Source organism: Microbacterium maritypicum (genome assembly GCF_041529975.1).
Lineage (GTDB): Bacteria > Actinomycetota > Actinomycetes > Actinomycetales > Microbacteriaceae > Microbacterium.
The window spans coordinates 1305683-1322559 of record NZ_CP168030.1 but is presented as its reverse complement, the minus strand read 5'-3'; the positions used below and the strand labels follow the sequence as shown (position 1 = coordinate 1322559).

Here is a 16877-nt window from a genome sequence, read left to right as displayed (position 1 = left end):
TTTCTCGCTAGTCGAGGTCCGCCTGGATCATCGACATGAACTCCTCGGCGGAGACACTGCCGGTGATCAGCGGTGCCGCATTGCGCTGGCTCGTGGTCGTGGCCTCCGCGGAGAACAGCGCCTCGAACCAGAGGACGGTCGTCTCGGTGTCGGCGACCTGCTCCTGGATGAGCTGCGTGAGCGGCGGCACATCGGTGACCTCGGTGTTGAGCGCGAAACCGGACACGCGGTTCTCCTGCTCGAGCGCCACGGAGCCGTAGTTCTCGGTGATGCAGGACAGCCACGCCTCGGTGTCGTCGTTCACGGCCTTGGCGTTCATCGTGATGGGAAGGCCCACATTGGCGGCGAGCTGCGAACGGTCGCCCGCGCCGCCCTCGACGCCCGGGAACGGCATGAAGCCGACGTTCTCGGCGCCGATCCGGTTCACCTCGGGGTCGTTGGCCTGGCTCAGGAACCACGAGCCCATGTAGAACATCGCCGCGGAGCCGTTGAGGAACTGGTTCTCGCTGGTGGCCATGTCGATGGAGCCGACTCCCTTGCCGAAGTAGCCCTCGGCGCCGAGGTCGGCGATCGCCTGCGCGGCGGCCACGTACTCGGGGTCGGTGAGCTTCGCCTCGCCGTCGGCGACCTTCTGCAGTGCGTCCGGACCGAGGTCGCGGAAGAGGTAGCCGGAGATGAGGCGCGTGATGGGCCAGCCCTGCTCACCACTCGCGGAGAACGGCTGGATGCCGGCGGCCTCGAGCTTCGCGGCTGCGGCAGTGAGCTCGTCGAAGGTCTGCGGCTCGTCGATGCCCTGCTCAGCGAAGATCGCCTTGTTGTACCAGATGCCCTCGACGTTGTACTCGAAGGGCAGCACACGGAAGCCGCCGTAGAGGTTCTCGATGGTCGAGATCGCCGCGGGCTCGATGTTGTCGATCACGTCGAGGTCGGTGAGGATCTCTTCGAAGTCGGCGACGTTGCCCGAATCGGCGAGGGTCTTGGTCAGCGCAGGAGCGTTGCCCGCGCTGAAGAGCACCGGCAGGTCGCCCTGGCCGGCCTTGAGCTGCAGCTGCTGGTCGAGGTTCGACTGCGGCACCGTCTCGACGTCGAGCGGCAGGGTGTCGGCCTCGGCGGAGCACGCCTCACCGGCGAGGGTCTCCAGGATGGCGGGTACTTCGGTGTTCTCGACGTTCACGAACAGGGACAGAGAGTCCGTGCCCGCCGTCGATCCCCCGCCGCCACCGCACGCGGTGAGTGCGAGGGCCGATGCTCCGGCGATGGCGGTGATCGCACCGCGTCTCCAGAGCCGTGCTGTGGTCAGCTTCATGATTCCTCCTTGAAACGGGCGAGCCGCATTGATCACACACTTGAAGCGCTTCAGATAGTACGCTTGAAGCGCTCCAAGATGCAAATGGCAATTCGTGACGAACGGACGACGAACACATGAACACCTCCCCCGACGCGAGTCGGCCCCGCCCGGTGATGGCTGACGTCGCCCGGCACGCGGGCGTCGCCCTCGGCACGGTGTCGAACGTGCTGAACAATCCGCAGATCGTCGCTCAGGAGACGCGCGAGCGCGTGCTGAACGCCATCGACGAACTCGGGTTCGTGCGCAACAACGCGGCCCGCTCCCTCGTGACCGGACGAGCGGACACCGTCGGGTTCGTGGTCGTCGATGTCGGAAACTCGTTCTTCGTCGACATGGCGCGCGGCGTCGAGGAAGAGCTCGACGCGCACAACATCCGGCTCCTGCTCGCCAACAGCGACGTGAACCTCGCGAAGCAGGACTCCTACATCAGCGTGTTCGAGGAGGCGAAGGTGGCCGGCATCCTCCTCGCCCCTCTCGACGCCCCCCTCGATGCCGCTCGCGCCGCCCGCCACCGCGGCATGCCGGTCGTGCACGTGAACTGGCCGGGAGACGACGACGCCTGCGGCGTGGTCGTCGATGAGGAACTCGGCGGTTACCTCGCGACCAGGCACCTGCTCGACCAGGGTCTGCGACGCCTGGCCTTCGCCGGAGGGCCGTTCTCACTCTCCGCGATCGCCCAGCGTCACATCGGAGCGCAGCGGGCGGTGGCGGAGGTCGCCGATGCCCATCTCGAGACGATCGAGACGCACAGCATCACCGTGCGCGGCGGCTATGCGCTCGGCGAGATGCTCAGCTCGCGCCCCGTCGGCGAGCGCCCCGAAGGACTGTTCGCCGCCGCCGACGCCCTCGCCGCGGGAGCGATCCAGACCATGCAACTGGCTGGCATGCATGTCCCCTCGGACATCGCGGTGGTCGGCTACGACAACAACCATTTCGCGCAGGACAGCTCGATCCCGATCACCAGCGTCGGCCAGCCGGGACACGAGATGGGGCGCACCGCCGCTCAGGTGCTCTACGAGGAGATCGCCGACCCCGCCGACCACACGCACCGCACGATCACGATGACCCCCACGCTCTTCACCCGCGCGAGCTCGGCCGTCGTCTGACGCACTTACACAGCGCGGCCTCGGGAACGATGATCCGCCCCCGAGGCCGCGCCGTCCGAGATCGCAACTACCCGCCGGCGCCGGTCAGCGTGAACGGCACGGTCGTGGCATTGCCCGCCACGTCGTACACGACCAGCGTGTTCGCCCCGACCTTGGCGCCGAATGCTCCCGGCTTCACGAAGTTGAGGTCGGACCAGACGTTGTCCGTCAGATCCTTCGCCACTCCGTTGACCGTCAGCCGATCGACCTTGCCGGCGTCGTTGAGCTTGTACGACACCAGACTGTAGGAGCCGTTGGCGCCCACGGTGTACTGGCCACCCTCCTTGACCGTCACGGCGGGAGCCGTGACGTCGAGCGTGAACTTCAGGGTGGTGGCGTTGCCCGCCACGTCGTACACGACCAGCGTGTTCGCCCCGGCCACGGCACCGAACACTCCCGGCTTCACGTGGTTCAGGTCGGACCAGACGTTGTCGGTCAGATCCTTCTCGACGCCGTTGAGGGTCAGTCGATCGATCTTCCCCTCGTCCTGGAGCTTGAACGACACCTTGCTGTAGACGCCGTCACGACCGACCGTGAACTCCGCGCCGCTCTTGACCGTCGCCGCGGGAGCCGTGGTGTCCGTCGCCGCCGCCGTGACCGAGAGGTCGCGGAGACGCCCGAAATTGTCGAACGAGCCGAAGCCCACCCGACCCTCGGGGAACGTCTTGTCGTTCGCGGTCATCAGCGGGGCGTCGAGTCCGTCGACGTAGACGGCGATGTCGCCGCTGTCCACGCAGCGGACCACGCGCACGTCGTGCCACTCCTCGTCGGTGACCGCCGGCGGAGCACCGACCGCACCGTCCCACTGGTCGTCGATCCGCTCGCGGTCGGCCTTGTTCACCTTGAAGATGCCGTTGTGCGGGTAGATCGAGTTGTCCTGCGAGAGGTGCGCGTAGTAGTACTCCGTGTCCGACTTCCAGCCGAAGACGATGATCACGTCACGGTTGTTCACGGAGGCCTTCTCGTCGAGCCGCACCTGGCCGGTGAGGTCGAACGATCCGAGCTCCGGCCCTTCGGTGAGGACGGCGTACTCGAACGGTCGGCGGATGCCGTCGTTCGGGTTCGTCCCCGCCTCGGTGAGCACGACCTCGTCGCCGGGGAAGTCCCACTTGGCCGGGGTCCGCGGTGCCCAGTCGCCCTCCGCCATCACGTCGGTGATGACCTCGCCGTCGGGCGTGCAGGTGGGCGGCGTCGGCGGTTCGACCGGGGGCACCGCGTACAGCGCGTACTGTGCGGCGACCTGTTCGGCCGTCGGCACGGTGTCGAGCAGCATGATGTCGTCCATCCGCCCGTTGAACGGGTTGGCTTCGCGCGTGTTCTGCGGGAAGCTGCCGCCGATCTTGATTCCGGCCGGTGCGGTGTCGGACGTGGATCCGCCACCCCACGGGTTCGCCGCGGTGTACTTCCCCGCGAGCTCTTCACCGTTCATGAACAGCTTCATCTCGCCCGCCGCGAAGTCGAAGGTCGCCGCGAGATGCACCCACTGCCCCTTCTTGAGGATCTCGTTCCACGGCAGGTCGGCCGCGAACGTCCAGGAGCCGGCACCGTCGACACGACGCCCGAGCGCCACAAGCTTGAGCTCGCCGTCGACCGTGATGACCTCGAGCAGCGCCCGCACCGCGTGTCCGTCGGAGGTGCCGGTGAGCACGCCCGCGAGACCGATCGCGTTGTACACGTCGTCCGGGTTCGCGGTGCCCGAGTTCAGTGCCGGGTGATCGCCGGTCGGCTTGAACCAGCCCATGACGGAGGCCTTGTCCGTACCGGCGAACGCGTCCAGCGACTCGACCCCGTTCGCGTTGTAGATGCCCGCCTTCCAGTCGTCGTTCGACGCGGTTCGCGGACTCATCTGCTGGGTCTGCAGCGCCTCGCCCGCACCGGGGTAGGCCCGGTCGGCGACCCGCATCTCGACCCCGCCGTTGATCAGCGAGATGTCGGTGCCGGAACGACCTTGGTCGACCTCGATCGTCGGCTTCGCCGCATCCGGGTGATCGAAGTCGTGGTGCGTGACGAGGTTCGGGGCGAGCGCCGGGAGGACGAAGGGGTTGGTCGGCTCATCGACCGAGCGCGCCCCCGTGACCTTCCAGATCTTGCCGTTCGCCTTGGAGACGAGGTAGAGCTCGCCGTCGGCGTCGGAGCCGAACCGCAGGTCGACGCGCTTGTCGCCGACCAGCTCCTGGAACGTGGTCTCCTCGCCGTCGGCGAAGACCCGCAGCTCCTCGATGGTGGCAAGGTCGTCGATGTCGCCGTCGTTGCGCACCATCTCCTCGGCATCCGTGGACAGCACCCAACCGCGCACCAGGTCCGTGAAGAGGTAGCGTCCCTGGAGCTCGGGGATGTCGCCGTGGTAGACGAATCCACCGTTCACGGCCACGCCCGCATCACCGGTCTGACCGGGGTCGCGGTTGTGATCGTAGGCGGCCACCGGGTAGGTGAAGCCGTTCTCGGCGTCGTCCTTCGGCAGCGGGAAGATCTGCCGGTTCTCGGCCAGGAACGAGCCCTCGCGCACCGACCAGCCGAAGTTGTCCCCCGGCTCGACGGCGTAGACCGACTCGACCTGCCACTCGCCGATGTGCGCGAGATACATGGTGTGGTCGCCCTCGGTGTCCCAGCTGATGCGGTGCGGGTCGCGCATGCCGACGGCGTAGATCTCCGGCAGCGCATCGGCGTCATCGACGAAGGGGTTGTCGGCCGGAACGCCGTACTCGCCGTTCTCGCTGTCGTCGCCCGTGGGGTTCACACGCAGGATCTTGCCCTGCGGCGTGGCCAGGTCCTGCGGGTTGCCGTTCCCGACGCCGTTGCCGCCGTCACCGACCAGGATGTAGAGGTTGCCGTAGTCGGCGTCGCCCTCCGACACCGTCGGGTTGAACGCGATCTGCTGCACGGTGTGCACCCGACCGGCGAACGGGATGCGCATGACCTCGCGGTGCGTTCCGGCGAAGGTCGCCGCCGACGGGTCATCGGCCTTCCACTCGGTGATCACACTGTGGAACGCGGTGGTGCCGAAGGCCGGGAAGTCCGGGGTGTCTTCGGTCAGCGCGGTGCCGCCCTCGGTGTGCACGGTGTAGAAAAGCCCGTTCTCAGCGAAGTCGGGGTGGAACTCGGCGGATCCGAGACCTGTGCCGAGCCCTGCGCTGTTGTGGAAGTTGTCGATGAACTCGTTCCGGACGTTGAGGTACGGCACGTACTCGCCCGACTCCTTGTCGACCAGATAGAGGATGTCGTTGTTGTCGGGGACCATCAGCCGGCCGGAGTCGTCCGGCACCTCGTCGAGGTGCGTGATGCGGTTGTGGCGCACCAGACGCTGGTCCTGCGTGGCCGGGGTCGTCTGCGACTTCGGAAGCTGAGCGAGCTCGGTCACCTCGATGCCGAGGTCGGCCAGCGCGGGGTCGGGGAGCGGATTGAGCAACGGCTCGTTCGCCGTGCCGCCCGGTGCGCAGTCGCCGGGGTTGCCGGTGGCGATCGCGAGGTTCTCCCCCGTGTTGTCGACGGCGACGTCGTCGAGCAGTAGACGTCCGGTGCTGGTGGCGCCGTTCTTCCAGAAGAACCGGTCGAGCGCGCCGTTCACCGCCTGACGGAAGCCGAACTGCTGTTCGGTGCCCTCCGGGAGACGGGTCTGATCCTCGTACGCGCCGCCCTGGCTGTACACGGTGACCTTGTCGGTCGCGTTGTCGGCGACGATCCACACGCACTGCCAGGCGTCCTTCGACCACACGCCCGCGGGCTTGAAGGCGCCGCCGTCACGCACGCGCAGCACGTCGTCGTTCTGGTTGTTCACGTAGGCGCGGCTGTTCACGTAGTCGTTCGGCGCATCCACGTCGGTGAGGCCGAACGAGGTGTCGACGCTGCCGGTGCGCAGGAAGCGGAAGAACAGCGTGCCGGTGTCCCCCTCGGCGATGGCCGGGATCGCGCGATACGACTGCTGCCCGCCACCCACGGACTCGACGACCTGGTTGTTGCCGTTGAGCGGGTCGGCGATCACACGCGGAGCCGCAGACGACGTCCATCCGTCCTGCCCGTTCAGCGCGACGCGCTCATACGCCTCGAAGTCGACCAGCTCGGTGAAGGTTTCCGCCGCGGCAGCGGGGGTCGCGGTGAGCAGGGCTCCGACGACGGCCGCCGCGGCGACCAGCGCACCCGTTCGCCGCACCCCGACCGATCGAGGAGGAGGTGCTGCCGATCGAGTGCTCGAGCTCGCGGGTCGCATGGATCGTTCGTGCATCAGAAACCTCTCAACGTCGTCGTCGTGTGGTGTCGTGCCGATGGGTCGTGCCGCCTTCTCCGGGGCGGCACTGCAGCGGAGAAGGTGTGGAACGGTACTGCGGGTCGGGGGCGGAACCGCTTTCGCAAGCGCTTTCGTCCGATGGACGAGAAAGGCGGGAGGAGGCAGTCGCTGCCTCCTCCCGCCGGAGGTTCATCCCGCGTCGGGGACGGTGGGCTTGCCGCCGAGATACAGCGCGGCGAGGGTCGGATCCGCGAGGAGCTCGGATGCCGGGCCCGAGATGTGCACCCGACCGAGGTCGAGCACACACCCGATGTCCGCAGTCTCGAGCGCCCGCCGCGCGTTCTGCTCTACGAGCAGCACGGCGGTGCCGGCATCGCGCATCCGCACGATCTGCTCGAACACCTTCTCGGTCGTCTTGGGGTCGAGGCCCATCGACGGCTCATCGAGGAGGACGACCTTGGGGCTGACCATCAGCGACCGCGCGAACTCGACCTGCTTCTGCTGACCGCCCGAGAGCAGGCCGGCGAGCTGCTTCCACCGCTCCCCCACGATGGGGAAGAGGTTCTGCACGAAATCGACGCGCTCCTGGATGACCTTCTGATCCTTGAGGGTGAAGGCGCCGAGCATCACGTTCTCGCCGACCGTCATCTCCCGGAACACGCTGTGCCCCTGCAGCACGTGCGCGAGCCCGTGGCGCAGCATCGACTGCGGTCCCTCGCCGGTGATGTCACGACCGTCGACGCGGATGCTCCCCGAGCGGGGCTTGAGCATGCCGGATGCCACCTTGAGCACGGTCGACTTGCCGGCACCGTTGGGCCCGACGAGGCAGACGACCGATCCGGGCGGCACCTCGACCGTGAGGCCGCGGAGCACGAGCGCCGCCCGACCGTAGCCGGCCTCGATGTCGCGCAGCTCGAGCAGGTTCTTCGCTTCAGACTCCAAGGTAGGCCTCCAGGACTCGCGGGTCTTGCTGGATGATCTCCGGGGTTCCCTCGGCGATCTGGCGCCCGCGGTCGAACACCACGACGTGGTCGCACAGGCTCATGACCATCTCCATGTTGTGCTCGACGATGATGAACGTCTTGCCCTCTTCGTTGAGCTCGCGCACCAGGGTGGCGATGCGTCCGATGAGGGCGGGGTTCACCCCGCCGGCCGGCTCGTCGAGCATGATCGTGTCGGGTTCGCCCATGAGCACGCCCGCCAGCTCCAGCAGCTTCTGCTGGCCGTAGCTGAGATTGCGTGCCTCGGCATGCTCGAGGTGGTCGATGCCGACGCGCCGCAGCCAGCCGCGCGCCCGCTCCAACTCCTCCGGATCGTGCGCCGAGCGCAGCTGCTGGCGGATGCTCGTGCTGCGCACCGCCACGAGCAGGTTCTCCATCACGGTCATGCGAGGGAAGACCCGGCACAGCTGGAAGCTGCGGCCGATGCCGGCACGGGCGATGCGGTCGGGCGACTTGCGGGTGATCGCCTGCCCCCGGTAACGCACCTCGCCCGAGTCGGGCTTGATCATGCCGGTCACGCAGTTGAAGAAGGTGGTCTTACCCGAGCCGTTCGGCCCGATCAGACCGTTGACCTTGCCCTCCTGGAAGGTGACCGTCGCACCGTCGACGGCGGTGACGCCGCCGAAGGACTTGGTCATCTCGACCGTGCTCAGGCTCTCCAGCGTCGTGGGCTGTGCCGTGGGGGCGTTCATGACGACGTCTCCTTCGTCGAGGCATCCGCTGTTCGGGCCGACGCATCCGCCGCCCGCTTCTCGTTCTGCTCGAGCAGCTGGCCGGCGGTCAACTCGCGGATCGATGCCGCGTTCGACGACCGCGTGAACAGTCCCTTCACGGCGGGGATGATGCCGTCGGGCATGAAGAGCACGACGATGCCGAGCAGGATGCCGGTGGCGATGAGGTGGAACTGCGTGTCGCCGAACTCGAGCTTGAAATACTCGAGCGCGAGACCGACGACGACGGCGCCGAGCAGCGGACCGAAGAGGTTGCGCACCCCGCCGAGCAGCGCCATCAGCACCATGTACGAGCCGATGAGGATCGAGAATTGGAAGATGGGATCCAGGTCTCCGAACCACAGCGCGTAGAGTCCGCCGCCCAGCGACACGAAGAGTGCCGACAGCACGTAGGCGATCAGCTTGTACCGCGTGGTGGGCACGCCGAGGGCCTGCGCCTTGTCTTCATCCTCGCGGACCGACTTGAGCGCGGTGCCGAACTTGGACCGGTCGATGATCCACCACACCACGAGCGCGAAGGCCAGCAGGCCCGCGAACAGGTAGTAGAAGATGCGGTGGTGCTCGGGCCGCAGCACGTCGAACGGACGCGGGACGTTCAGTCCCTCGGAGCCGCCGGTGACGTCGCGCCAGCTCTGGAACACCAGCAGCATGATGAGCACGAAGGCGATCGAGACGATCACGAACGAGGCGCCGCGCACCCGGAGGGCGGCGATACCGATCGGGATCGCGATGATCGAGACGAGCACGGCCGCGAGGATCCAGGCGACGAAGCCGGGCAGCGCCAGGTACTTGATGAGGAGTCCGGTGCCGTAGGCGCCGAGCCCGAAGTAGGCGGCGTGTCCGAGGGAGATGTAGCCCGTGAACCCGCCCATGAAGTTCCACCCCGTCGACAGCACGGCGTAGTTGAGGATGACGACGCCCGCCGACAGGATGTACGGGTTCGGGGCGATGGTCGGGAACGACAGGACGAGGGCTGCGCCCACGACGAGGAGGACGATCCGCACCCACTTCGACGACGAGCGCCGCACGGGGGCGGGAGGAGCGATCACGACCGTTTCGGTGGGGATCGGCTCTCTGCTAGAAACGCTGGGCAAGACGACCTCCGAAGAATCCTTGCGGACGGAACATGAGCGTGGCGAACAGGGCGACGTAGAACACCGTCTGTGCCCAGGTCGGCCCCAGCGGGAGCTGGAGCAGGCTCTGTGCGACGCCGAGGACGAGAGCCGCGATGGCGGCACCCGGGATGCTGCCGAGTCCGCCGACGACGATGATCGCCATGAGCGGTCCGATCCAGTGCCAGTGCAGCGACGGGTAGATCGTGGCGTCGAGCGAGAGCGCGGTGCCGCCGATCGCCGCCGTGGCGAGCCCGAGTCCGAACCCGTAGCCGGCGACCCGGTCGGTGTTGATGCCGACCAGTCGCGCGGCCTCGGGGTGCTGGATCGTCGCCCGCAGCGCCTGCCCGAACTTCGTGTACTTCAGCAGCACGAACAGGAGCGCGAGGGCCACCGCCGCCAGCCCGAAGGCGATGAGCTTGACCACCGGCACCTGCGCGCCGAAGAAGTCGAGGCTCGCACTCGCGTACGGCAGGGGGATGCGGCGCTGGGTGCCGGTGAAGAAGAACCCGAGCGCCCCCTCGATGATCAGCGCCACGGCGAACGTGAGCAGCACCGACATCATGGTCAAGGTCAGCGGCTTGAGCCTCGAGACGAGCAGTCGCTGCATCACGACACCCGTCAGGAAGAACAGGGGCACCGTGACGACGAGCGACACGAGGGGGTCGATGCCGGTCTCCCGGTTGAACCACCACGCGAGGTACGCGGCCAGGATGAGGAAGGCGGAGTGCGCGATCATGACGACGCGCATGATTCCGAAGTACAGCGTGAGCCCGGCCGCCAGGAGGGCGTAGAGCCCTCCCAGCAGGATGCCGAGGATCAGGCTTTGCAGCAGCAGTGCTCCACTCACGATGTGCGGATCACCACGTCGGCTTCGGGAAGAGGAAGTCGGCTTCCTTGACGTCGTCCGGGAGGACGATCAGGATCTCGCCGTCGATCCACTGCTGGATGAGGTGCGCGCCGGTGGGCTTGCCCGTCTCGTCCCAGCTGAGCTCGCCGACGACGGTCTCCACGGAGTTGTCGCGCAGCCAGTCGATGAGCTCCTGCTGGCATTCACCCTGCTCGGCGCAGCCCGCGGCCTCGACCGCAGCGGCGACGACCTGACCGGTCGTGTAGGCGTTGGCCTCGTCCTCGGACGGCGGGTTGCCGTGCATCTCGGTGTACTTCTCGACGAACTCGATGTTGCTGGGGAACTGCGACTTCGGCGAGTAGCCGGTGGGAGCGAGGATGCCCTCGGTCGCGCCGCCGATCGCAGCGGCGAATTCCGGGTTGGTCGGCGCGGTCGAGAATGCCGCGAGCTCGGGCTGATAGTTCAGCTGCTGCAGCGCGATGATCAGGTTGACGGCATCCTGATACTGCGTGCCGCCGATCACCATGTCGGCATCCGACTGCGCGATCTTGGCCGCGATGGTGGAGAAGTCGGTCGTGTTCGGCGGGTAGACCTCGTTCACGACGACCTCGACCCCGCCCTCTTCGAGCTTGTCCCTGAGGCCGTAGGCGGTGCCCTGCGCGAAGGGGTCGTCCATCGCGGCGACGGCGACCGTCTCGGGCCGCTCCTCCTCGGGAAGCGCGAGCAGGTAGTCCGCGAGGTTGTTGTAGTGGTCGTTCGCGATCGCGGGGGCCGCGTAGAAGAGGTTGTCGAAGCCCTGCTCGAAGACCTCCTCCGCCGCGCCGGCCGGCTCGACGAAGAGCATGCCGTATTCCTGGGCGACGCGCGCCGAGGGAACGACGAGTCGGGTCGAGAACGGGCCGAACACGAGGTCGACGCCGTCCTGCGCGATCAGCGACTCGTAGTCCGAGACCACGCGGTCGGCGTTGGACTGGTCGTCGAGGATCTTCAGCTCGACCTGGCGTCCGAGGAGGCCGCCGTTCTCGTTGACGATGTCGCGCCAGGCCTCATAGCCCCGCTCGACACCCTTGCCGGGTTCGGAGAAGTCGCCGGTGAGCGGCAGCGAGATGCCGATAACGATCGGATCGTCGGATCCACCCCCCTCCGCCTGATCGCCGGGGGCCGAGCAGGCCGAAACCGTGAGCGCGGCGATCGACAGCGTTCCGATCGCTGCCGCGATCCGTCGACCGTGTCTGGGTGCAGTCATCCGAGTCTCCTACGTCATCGTAGCGAAAGCGCTTTCGTAAGCGCTTCCGCCACTATAGTGGGACCGAAGAACGAAGAGCAACCTACCTCGCAATCAGCGTTGATCTTGCTCCACAAGGGGGAGGTTTCGTGAAGCGTGAAGGCGCGCCACGACTCATCGATGTGGCCGAAACCGCAGGGGTCTCCCTGGCGAGCGCGTCGCGGGCGATGACCGGAGGCTCCGGCATCTCTCCCGAAGTGGCGGCGCACGTGCGCGTCATCGCGAAGCAGCTCGGTTACGAACCCAACATGCATGCGCGAGGTCTCGCCGGCGGGCTCGTGCCGACGATCGGCCTCGTGGTGCACGAGATCGGCGACCCCTACTTCTCCGACATCGCCAGCGGCGTGATCCGCAGTGCGACGCTCGAGAACCGATCCGTGCAGATCGCCCAGGCCGACCGCACCCCCGACAGCGAGCTCGCGCAGGTCAAGTCGCTGCTGCGCCAACGCGTCGGCTCGATCATCATCGCCGGCTCCGGGTACGCCGACCCCGCACGCGAGCAGGGCATGACCGAGGCGCTGCTCGACTTCACGCTGTCCGGGGGCCGTGCCGCGGTCATCGGCCGCCACCACCTTCCGGTCGACGCGGTGCTGCCCGACAATCACCGTGCGGGCATCTCGGTCGGACGCCACCTCGCCGAGCTGGGGCACCGCCGGATCGGCGTCGTCGCCGGCCCGCTCGACCTCAACACGGTCGCCGACCGCATCGCCGGGCTCCGCGAAGGCACGAGCGATCCGGACCTGGAGCTCGTCGTGGTCTCCCACGAATTCACCCGCGAGGGCGGCATCGCGGGGGCACGCGAGCTGCTCGACCGCGACGTCACCGCCATCGTCGGCCTCAACGACGCGATGGCCATCGGCATCCTCAGCGAGTTGCGACAGCACGGCATCCGCGTGCCGGAGGAGATGTCGGTCGTCGGCTTCGACGACATCTCCGTCGCCCCGGATGTCGCGCCCGCCCTCACCACCGCGCGCATCCCGATGTTCGAGATGGGGCAGCACGCCGTCTCGCTCATCCTCCGCCCCGCGAGCGATGAGGCGCGGACGATCGAGACCGCGCACGAGCTCATCATCCGGCAGTCGTCCGGCCCGCCTCGCGGCTAAGCAACCGAGAGGGATGCGAAGCTCCACAGGACGGCAGAACGCCCCGCCCTCCTGCGTGGAGGGCGGGGCGTTCGTCGCGTACTCCTACTGCCGCATCATCGCCTGGGTGACGTGGTGCTGCGCGTGATGGTCGTCGTGGTCGGAGTGCAGATCCGGCTGCGAATCGAAATCGACGCGAATGATCTTCCCGGTGAACTCGGCAATGGGACCGTAGTCCTCCGAGACGGGTGACCCCTTGTCCCATCCGATGTCGAACGTCTCGTCCATGGAGTATCCGACCGTGCACGTTCGCGGGATCTCGCCGTCGGCGACCACGGCTCCGTCGACGGTGATCCGTCCGACGCCCCCGGCACCGAGCGGTTCCGGCCCCGTCTTCTCGAAGACGTAGTCGATGGTGTGACGCCCGGGGCTGAGCTTCTCGGTCCCGCGGATGTAGGTCAGCTCCGGCCCGGGGAAGTTGTAGCAGAACGTCGGGACGCCGTCGTTCAAGTACAGGCTCCATCCGGACGAGTCGCCGCCCATCGCCGCGATAGGACCGGTCGCACCTCCGTCGGGAACCTCGATGACGGCGCTCATCGACCAGGACCGGCTGAGCGTCGGCGGGGCCTCGAACGGCTGGATGCGCACGGCACCCTCGTACCAGGTCGTCTTCGGGTTGACGGCGTACAGCGCCTCCCGATCGAGCGCGCGCGCCTGGAACCGGTCATCGAGAGGCAGCACCTGGTACTTGCCCGCTTCTGCCCACCACAGCGACACGAGATCGATGCACTTGCGCACATCGGGATCGTCGAGATTGCTCGCGTCTTTGCCTTCCATGAGGTTGTGGGCCTCGGCCGGATCCTCGGCGACGTGGTACAGCTCCCACTTGTCCTCATCGAACGACCATGCGGCGGCGTTCTCCCAGGGTTTGCGCCCGTGATAGGTGACCACCTTCCAGCCATCGTGGTACAGGCCCCTGTTTCCGAGCATCTCGAAGTACTGGGTCACGTGCGTCGACGGGGCGTCGGGTTCGGCCTCGAAGGTGTACTGCATCGACTCGCCCTCGATCTCCGCCTGCTGCACGGAGTTGACGAAGCGCGGCGCTTCGACGCCGACCGCATCGAGGATGGTCGGCACGATGTCGGTGACGTGGTGATACTGATGGCGCAGCTCACCGGCGGCGCTGATCCCGGCCGGCCAGTGGACCACCATCGGGTTGCGCACACCGCCCCAGTGCGTGTACTGCTTGCACAGCTTGAACGGCGTGTTCCCCGCGAACGCCCACCCGACCGGATAGTGGTTGTACGACCCGGGCTGACCCAGCTGGTCGATGCGCTCCACGTTCCGCTCGACCGTCTCGGGCGGCTCTCCGGCGAAGATCGTCACGGACTGCTCGTTGAACAGACCGTTCAGGGTGCCTTCACCGGAAGAGCCGTTGTCGCCGACGAACACGAAGAGGAGGGTGTTCTCCAGCTGCTCGGTCTCTTCGAGGAAGTCGATCAATCGGCCGATCTGCTCGTCCGTGTGTTCCATGTAGCCGGCGTAGACCTCGGCCATGCGGGCGAAAAGACGCTTCTCGTCTGCCGAGAGGGTGTCCCACTCGGGCACGCCCTCGAGCATCGGCGACAGTTCCGCCGACTCCGGGACGATGCCCATCGCCTTCTGCCTTGCGAGTGTCTCCTCGCGGTAGGTGTCCCAGCCCGAATCGAACTTGCCCTTGTACCGGTCCGCCCATTCCGGCCAGATGTGGTGCGGCGCGTGCATCGCGCCGAAAGCCAGGTAGGTCAACCACGGCTTGTCCGGTGACAGCGACTTGTGCTGGGCGATCCAGCTCATCGCCCGCTCCGTCAGATCCTCGGAAAGGTGGTATCCCTCCTCCGGGAGCCGCGGCTGGTCGATCGCCTCCCTGTCGAGGAAGAGCTTCGGATACCACTGGTCGGAATCGCCGCCCAGGAAACCGTAGAACCGGTCGAACCCGAACACGGGGCCGGTCGGCCAGCGATCGTAGGGCCCGGAGATCCCGGTCTCCTCGGACGGCGTGTTGTGCCACTTGCCGATGCAGAAGCTCGTGTATCCGTGATCGTGGAGCATCGCCGCGATCCCGGCTTTGTTCTGCGGCTGGCGGGCGTTGTAGCCCGGGAACCCGCTCGCGAGTTCGGGGATGTTCGCCATTCCCACCGAGTGATGGTTGCGACCGGTGAGCAGACACGAGCGGGTCGGTGAGCACAGCGCCGTCGTGGTGAACGAGGTGTAGCGCAGGCCGCCGTCGGCGAGCCGAGAGATGTTCGGGGTGTGGATCAGACCACCGAAGGCATCGATCCATCCGAATCCGATGTCGTCGATCACGATGTACAGGACGTTCGGTGCGCCTTCCGGCGCTGTCGGCGGCATCGGAAATGCCGGTTCGGATTCCTCATACGTGCGACCGATACGGCCTGGGAACCGCTCGCCCTCGTGATATGTCTTCATCAGGTCCCTCATCGGTTCAGGTGAGAGCGGCGGTGAATCCGCCACCTCTCCAGAAACTATCGACCGTCGATGGCGAACGACAGGGGTTTTCATCCGGAGCGGGTGACCGGGAGGTCACCCGCTCAAGACTCAGGAGTTGCCGGCGGTGGTGTTCAACTTCTTCATGACCTGGTTGATCGTGAACGACGCCGACTCCTGCCGCGCCGGGAACTCGGCGAGCGACTGCAGCATGCGGGCGACGTAGGCCTGGGCCGGCACGAACAGGAAGATGCGGTCGATCACCCAGTCCCAGTATGTGTTCGACGTGATGTCGGCACGCTCGTACGGATCGGTGCGCAGGTTGAACAGCTTCGGGAAGCGCAGCTCGATGTACGGCTCCTGCCACACCAGCAGCGTTCCCGCGGCGCGCTGCTCCAGGAACACGAGCTTCCAGTTCTCGAAACGCAGCGCCGTCAGGTCGCCGTCGTCCGAGACGTAGAAGAAGTGTCGACGCGGACTGTGCTCGACCGCACCCGTGATGTAGTCGAGCTGGTTGTGTCCGTCGAGGTGCACCTTGTACTCGGTCCCGTGCAATTCGGTCCCGGACTTCAACCGCTCGGCCACGTCGTCGTCACCGACGGCCGCGAGCAGCGTGACGAACCAGTCGTTGTGGCTCACAATGCCGTTGAGCGTCGTCCCCGCGGGGATGTGCCCGGGCCAGCGGACCATCGCGGGCACCCGGTAGGCACCCTCCCAGTTCGAGTTCTTCTCGTTGCGGAAGGGGGTCATGCCCGCATCCGGCCAGCTGTTCATGTGCGGACCGTTGTCGGTGGAGTACATGACGATGGTGTTCTCGGCCAGTCCGAGCTCGTCGAGGAGGTCGAGCAGACTGCCCACGACGTCGTCATGGTCGAGCATCGTGTCGTGGTAGTTCGACTGCCAGCGTCCCGCACGCCCCTTGCTCTCTTCCTTGGTGTGCGTGCGGAAGTGCATGTGCGTCGAGTTGAACCAGACGAAGAACGGGGTGTCGTCCTCGGCCTGCGTGCGGATGAAGTCGGCGGCCGCGTCGCGGAACTCCTCGTCGACCGTCTCCATGCGCTTCTTCGTCAGCGGACCGGTGTCTTCGATGCGCTGCGTGCCGTCGCCGTTCGCCCAGGTGTGCAGCACCCCGCGCGGACGGAACTTCTCGCTGAACCCGGGGTACTCCTCGTCGGTCGGGTAGTCCGGGTGCTCCGGCTCCTCTTCCGCGTTGAGGTGATAGAGGTTGCCGAAGAACTCGTCGAAACCGTGGGCGGTCGGCAGGTGCTCGTCGCGGTCGCCGAGGTGGTTCTTCCCGAACTGCCCGGTGGCGTAGCCGTGGTGCTTGAGAGCATCGGCGATGGTCGGGTCCTCGGGCTGGAGGCCCAGCGGAGCCCCGGGCATCCCCACCTTCGTCAGGCCGGTGCGGTAGGGGTTCTGGCCGGTGATGAAGGCGGCCCGCCCCGCGGTGCAGCTCTGCTCGCCGTAGTAGTCGGTGAACTTCACACCCTCGTGGGCGATGCGATCGATGTTCGGGGTCCGATAGCCCATCAGGCCGTCGGAGTACGTGCTGAGGTTGCTGATGCCGATGTCATCGCCCCAGATGATGAGGATGTTGGGCTTCTCGGCCATGAG

General features: G+C 66.9%; 11 protein-coding genes. 2 read left to right on the top strand and 9 right to left on the bottom strand.

Annotation, left to right across the window (positions count from 1 at the left end):
- Positions 1-7: 7 nt before the first annotated feature.
- Positions 8-1306, bottom strand: a complete 1299-nt coding sequence (locus ACCO44_RS06355; RefSeq protein ID WP_372468995.1) for an ABC transporter substrate-binding protein — start codon at positions 1304-1306, stop codon at positions 8-10.
- Positions 1307-1422: 116 nt separating this feature from the next.
- Here ACCO44_RS06355 and ACCO44_RS06350 point away from each other — a divergent pair, with 116 nt between their 5' ends.
- Positions 1423-2454 (top strand): LacI family DNA-binding transcriptional regulator, encoded by a 1032-nt coding sequence (locus tag ACCO44_RS06350; RefSeq protein ID WP_372468993.1) that lies wholly within the window; start codon positions 1423-1425, stop codon positions 2452-2454.
- A gap of 67 nt (positions 2455-2521) precedes the next feature.
- Here the strand turns inward: ACCO44_RS06350 and ACCO44_RS06345 are convergent, their stop codons facing one another.
- The 6 genes from ACCO44_RS06345 to ACCO44_RS06320 form a co-directional block, all read right to left on the bottom strand.
- On the bottom strand, positions 2522-6640 hold the full coding sequence (locus tag ACCO44_RS06345; protein ID WP_372468992.1) for a PQQ-dependent sugar dehydrogenase: 4119 nt from the start codon (positions 6638-6640) through the stop codon (positions 2522-2524).
- 264 nt (positions 6641-6904) lie between these two features.
- The gene (locus tag ACCO44_RS06340; protein WP_029262176.1) at positions 6905-7657 is read right to left on the bottom strand and encodes an ABC transporter ATP-binding protein; all 753 of its coding nucleotides are present in this window, start codon (positions 7655-7657) and stop codon (positions 6905-6907) included.
- Positions 7647-8408, bottom strand: a complete 762-nt coding sequence (locus ACCO44_RS06335) for an ABC transporter ATP-binding protein (protein WP_262001461.1) — start codon at positions 8406-8408, stop codon at positions 7647-7649. The genes ACCO44_RS06340 and ACCO44_RS06335 overlap by 11 nt, the downstream gene beginning before the upstream one ends.
- Positions 8405-9496, bottom strand: coding sequence for a branched-chain amino acid ABC transporter permease (locus ACCO44_RS06330; RefSeq protein WP_231481836.1), 1092 nt, complete (start codon positions 9494-9496; stop codon positions 8405-8407). The genes ACCO44_RS06335 and ACCO44_RS06330 overlap by 4 nt, the downstream gene beginning before the upstream one ends.
- Positions 9497-9524: 28 nt before the next feature.
- Complete coding sequence (locus ACCO44_RS06325; RefSeq protein WP_029262173.1) at positions 9525-10409, bottom strand: branched-chain amino acid ABC transporter permease; 885 nt, start codon at positions 10407-10409, stop codon at positions 9525-9527.
- 10 nt (positions 10410-10419) lie between these two features.
- Positions 10420-11655 (bottom strand): amino acid ABC transporter substrate-binding protein, encoded by a 1236-nt coding sequence (locus ACCO44_RS06320; RefSeq protein ID WP_262001462.1) that lies wholly within the window; start codon positions 11653-11655, stop codon positions 10420-10422.
- A 128-nt stretch (positions 11656-11783) separates the two neighbouring features.
- Between ACCO44_RS06320 and ACCO44_RS06315 the strand changes: the two genes are divergently transcribed.
- Positions 11784-12797: a LacI family DNA-binding transcriptional regulator gene (locus tag ACCO44_RS06315; RefSeq protein ID WP_372468989.1), complete on the top strand. Its 1014-nt coding sequence runs from the start codon at positions 11784-11786 to the stop codon at positions 12795-12797.
- 84 nt (positions 12798-12881) lie between these two features.
- Here the strand turns inward: ACCO44_RS06315 and ACCO44_RS06310 are convergent, their stop codons facing one another.
- Positions 12882-15245 carry an arylsulfatase gene (locus ACCO44_RS06310; protein WP_372468987.1) on the bottom strand — a complete coding sequence of 788 codons (2364 nt, stop codon included), beginning with the start codon at positions 15243-15245 and terminating at the stop codon, positions 12882-12884.
- Positions 15246-15374: 129 nt separating this feature from the next.
- A complete protein-coding gene (locus ACCO44_RS06305; protein ID WP_372468986.1) occupies positions 15375-16874 on the bottom strand; it encodes an arylsulfatase in 1500 nt (499 codons plus the stop codon).
- Positions 16875-16877 lie beyond the last annotated feature (3 nt).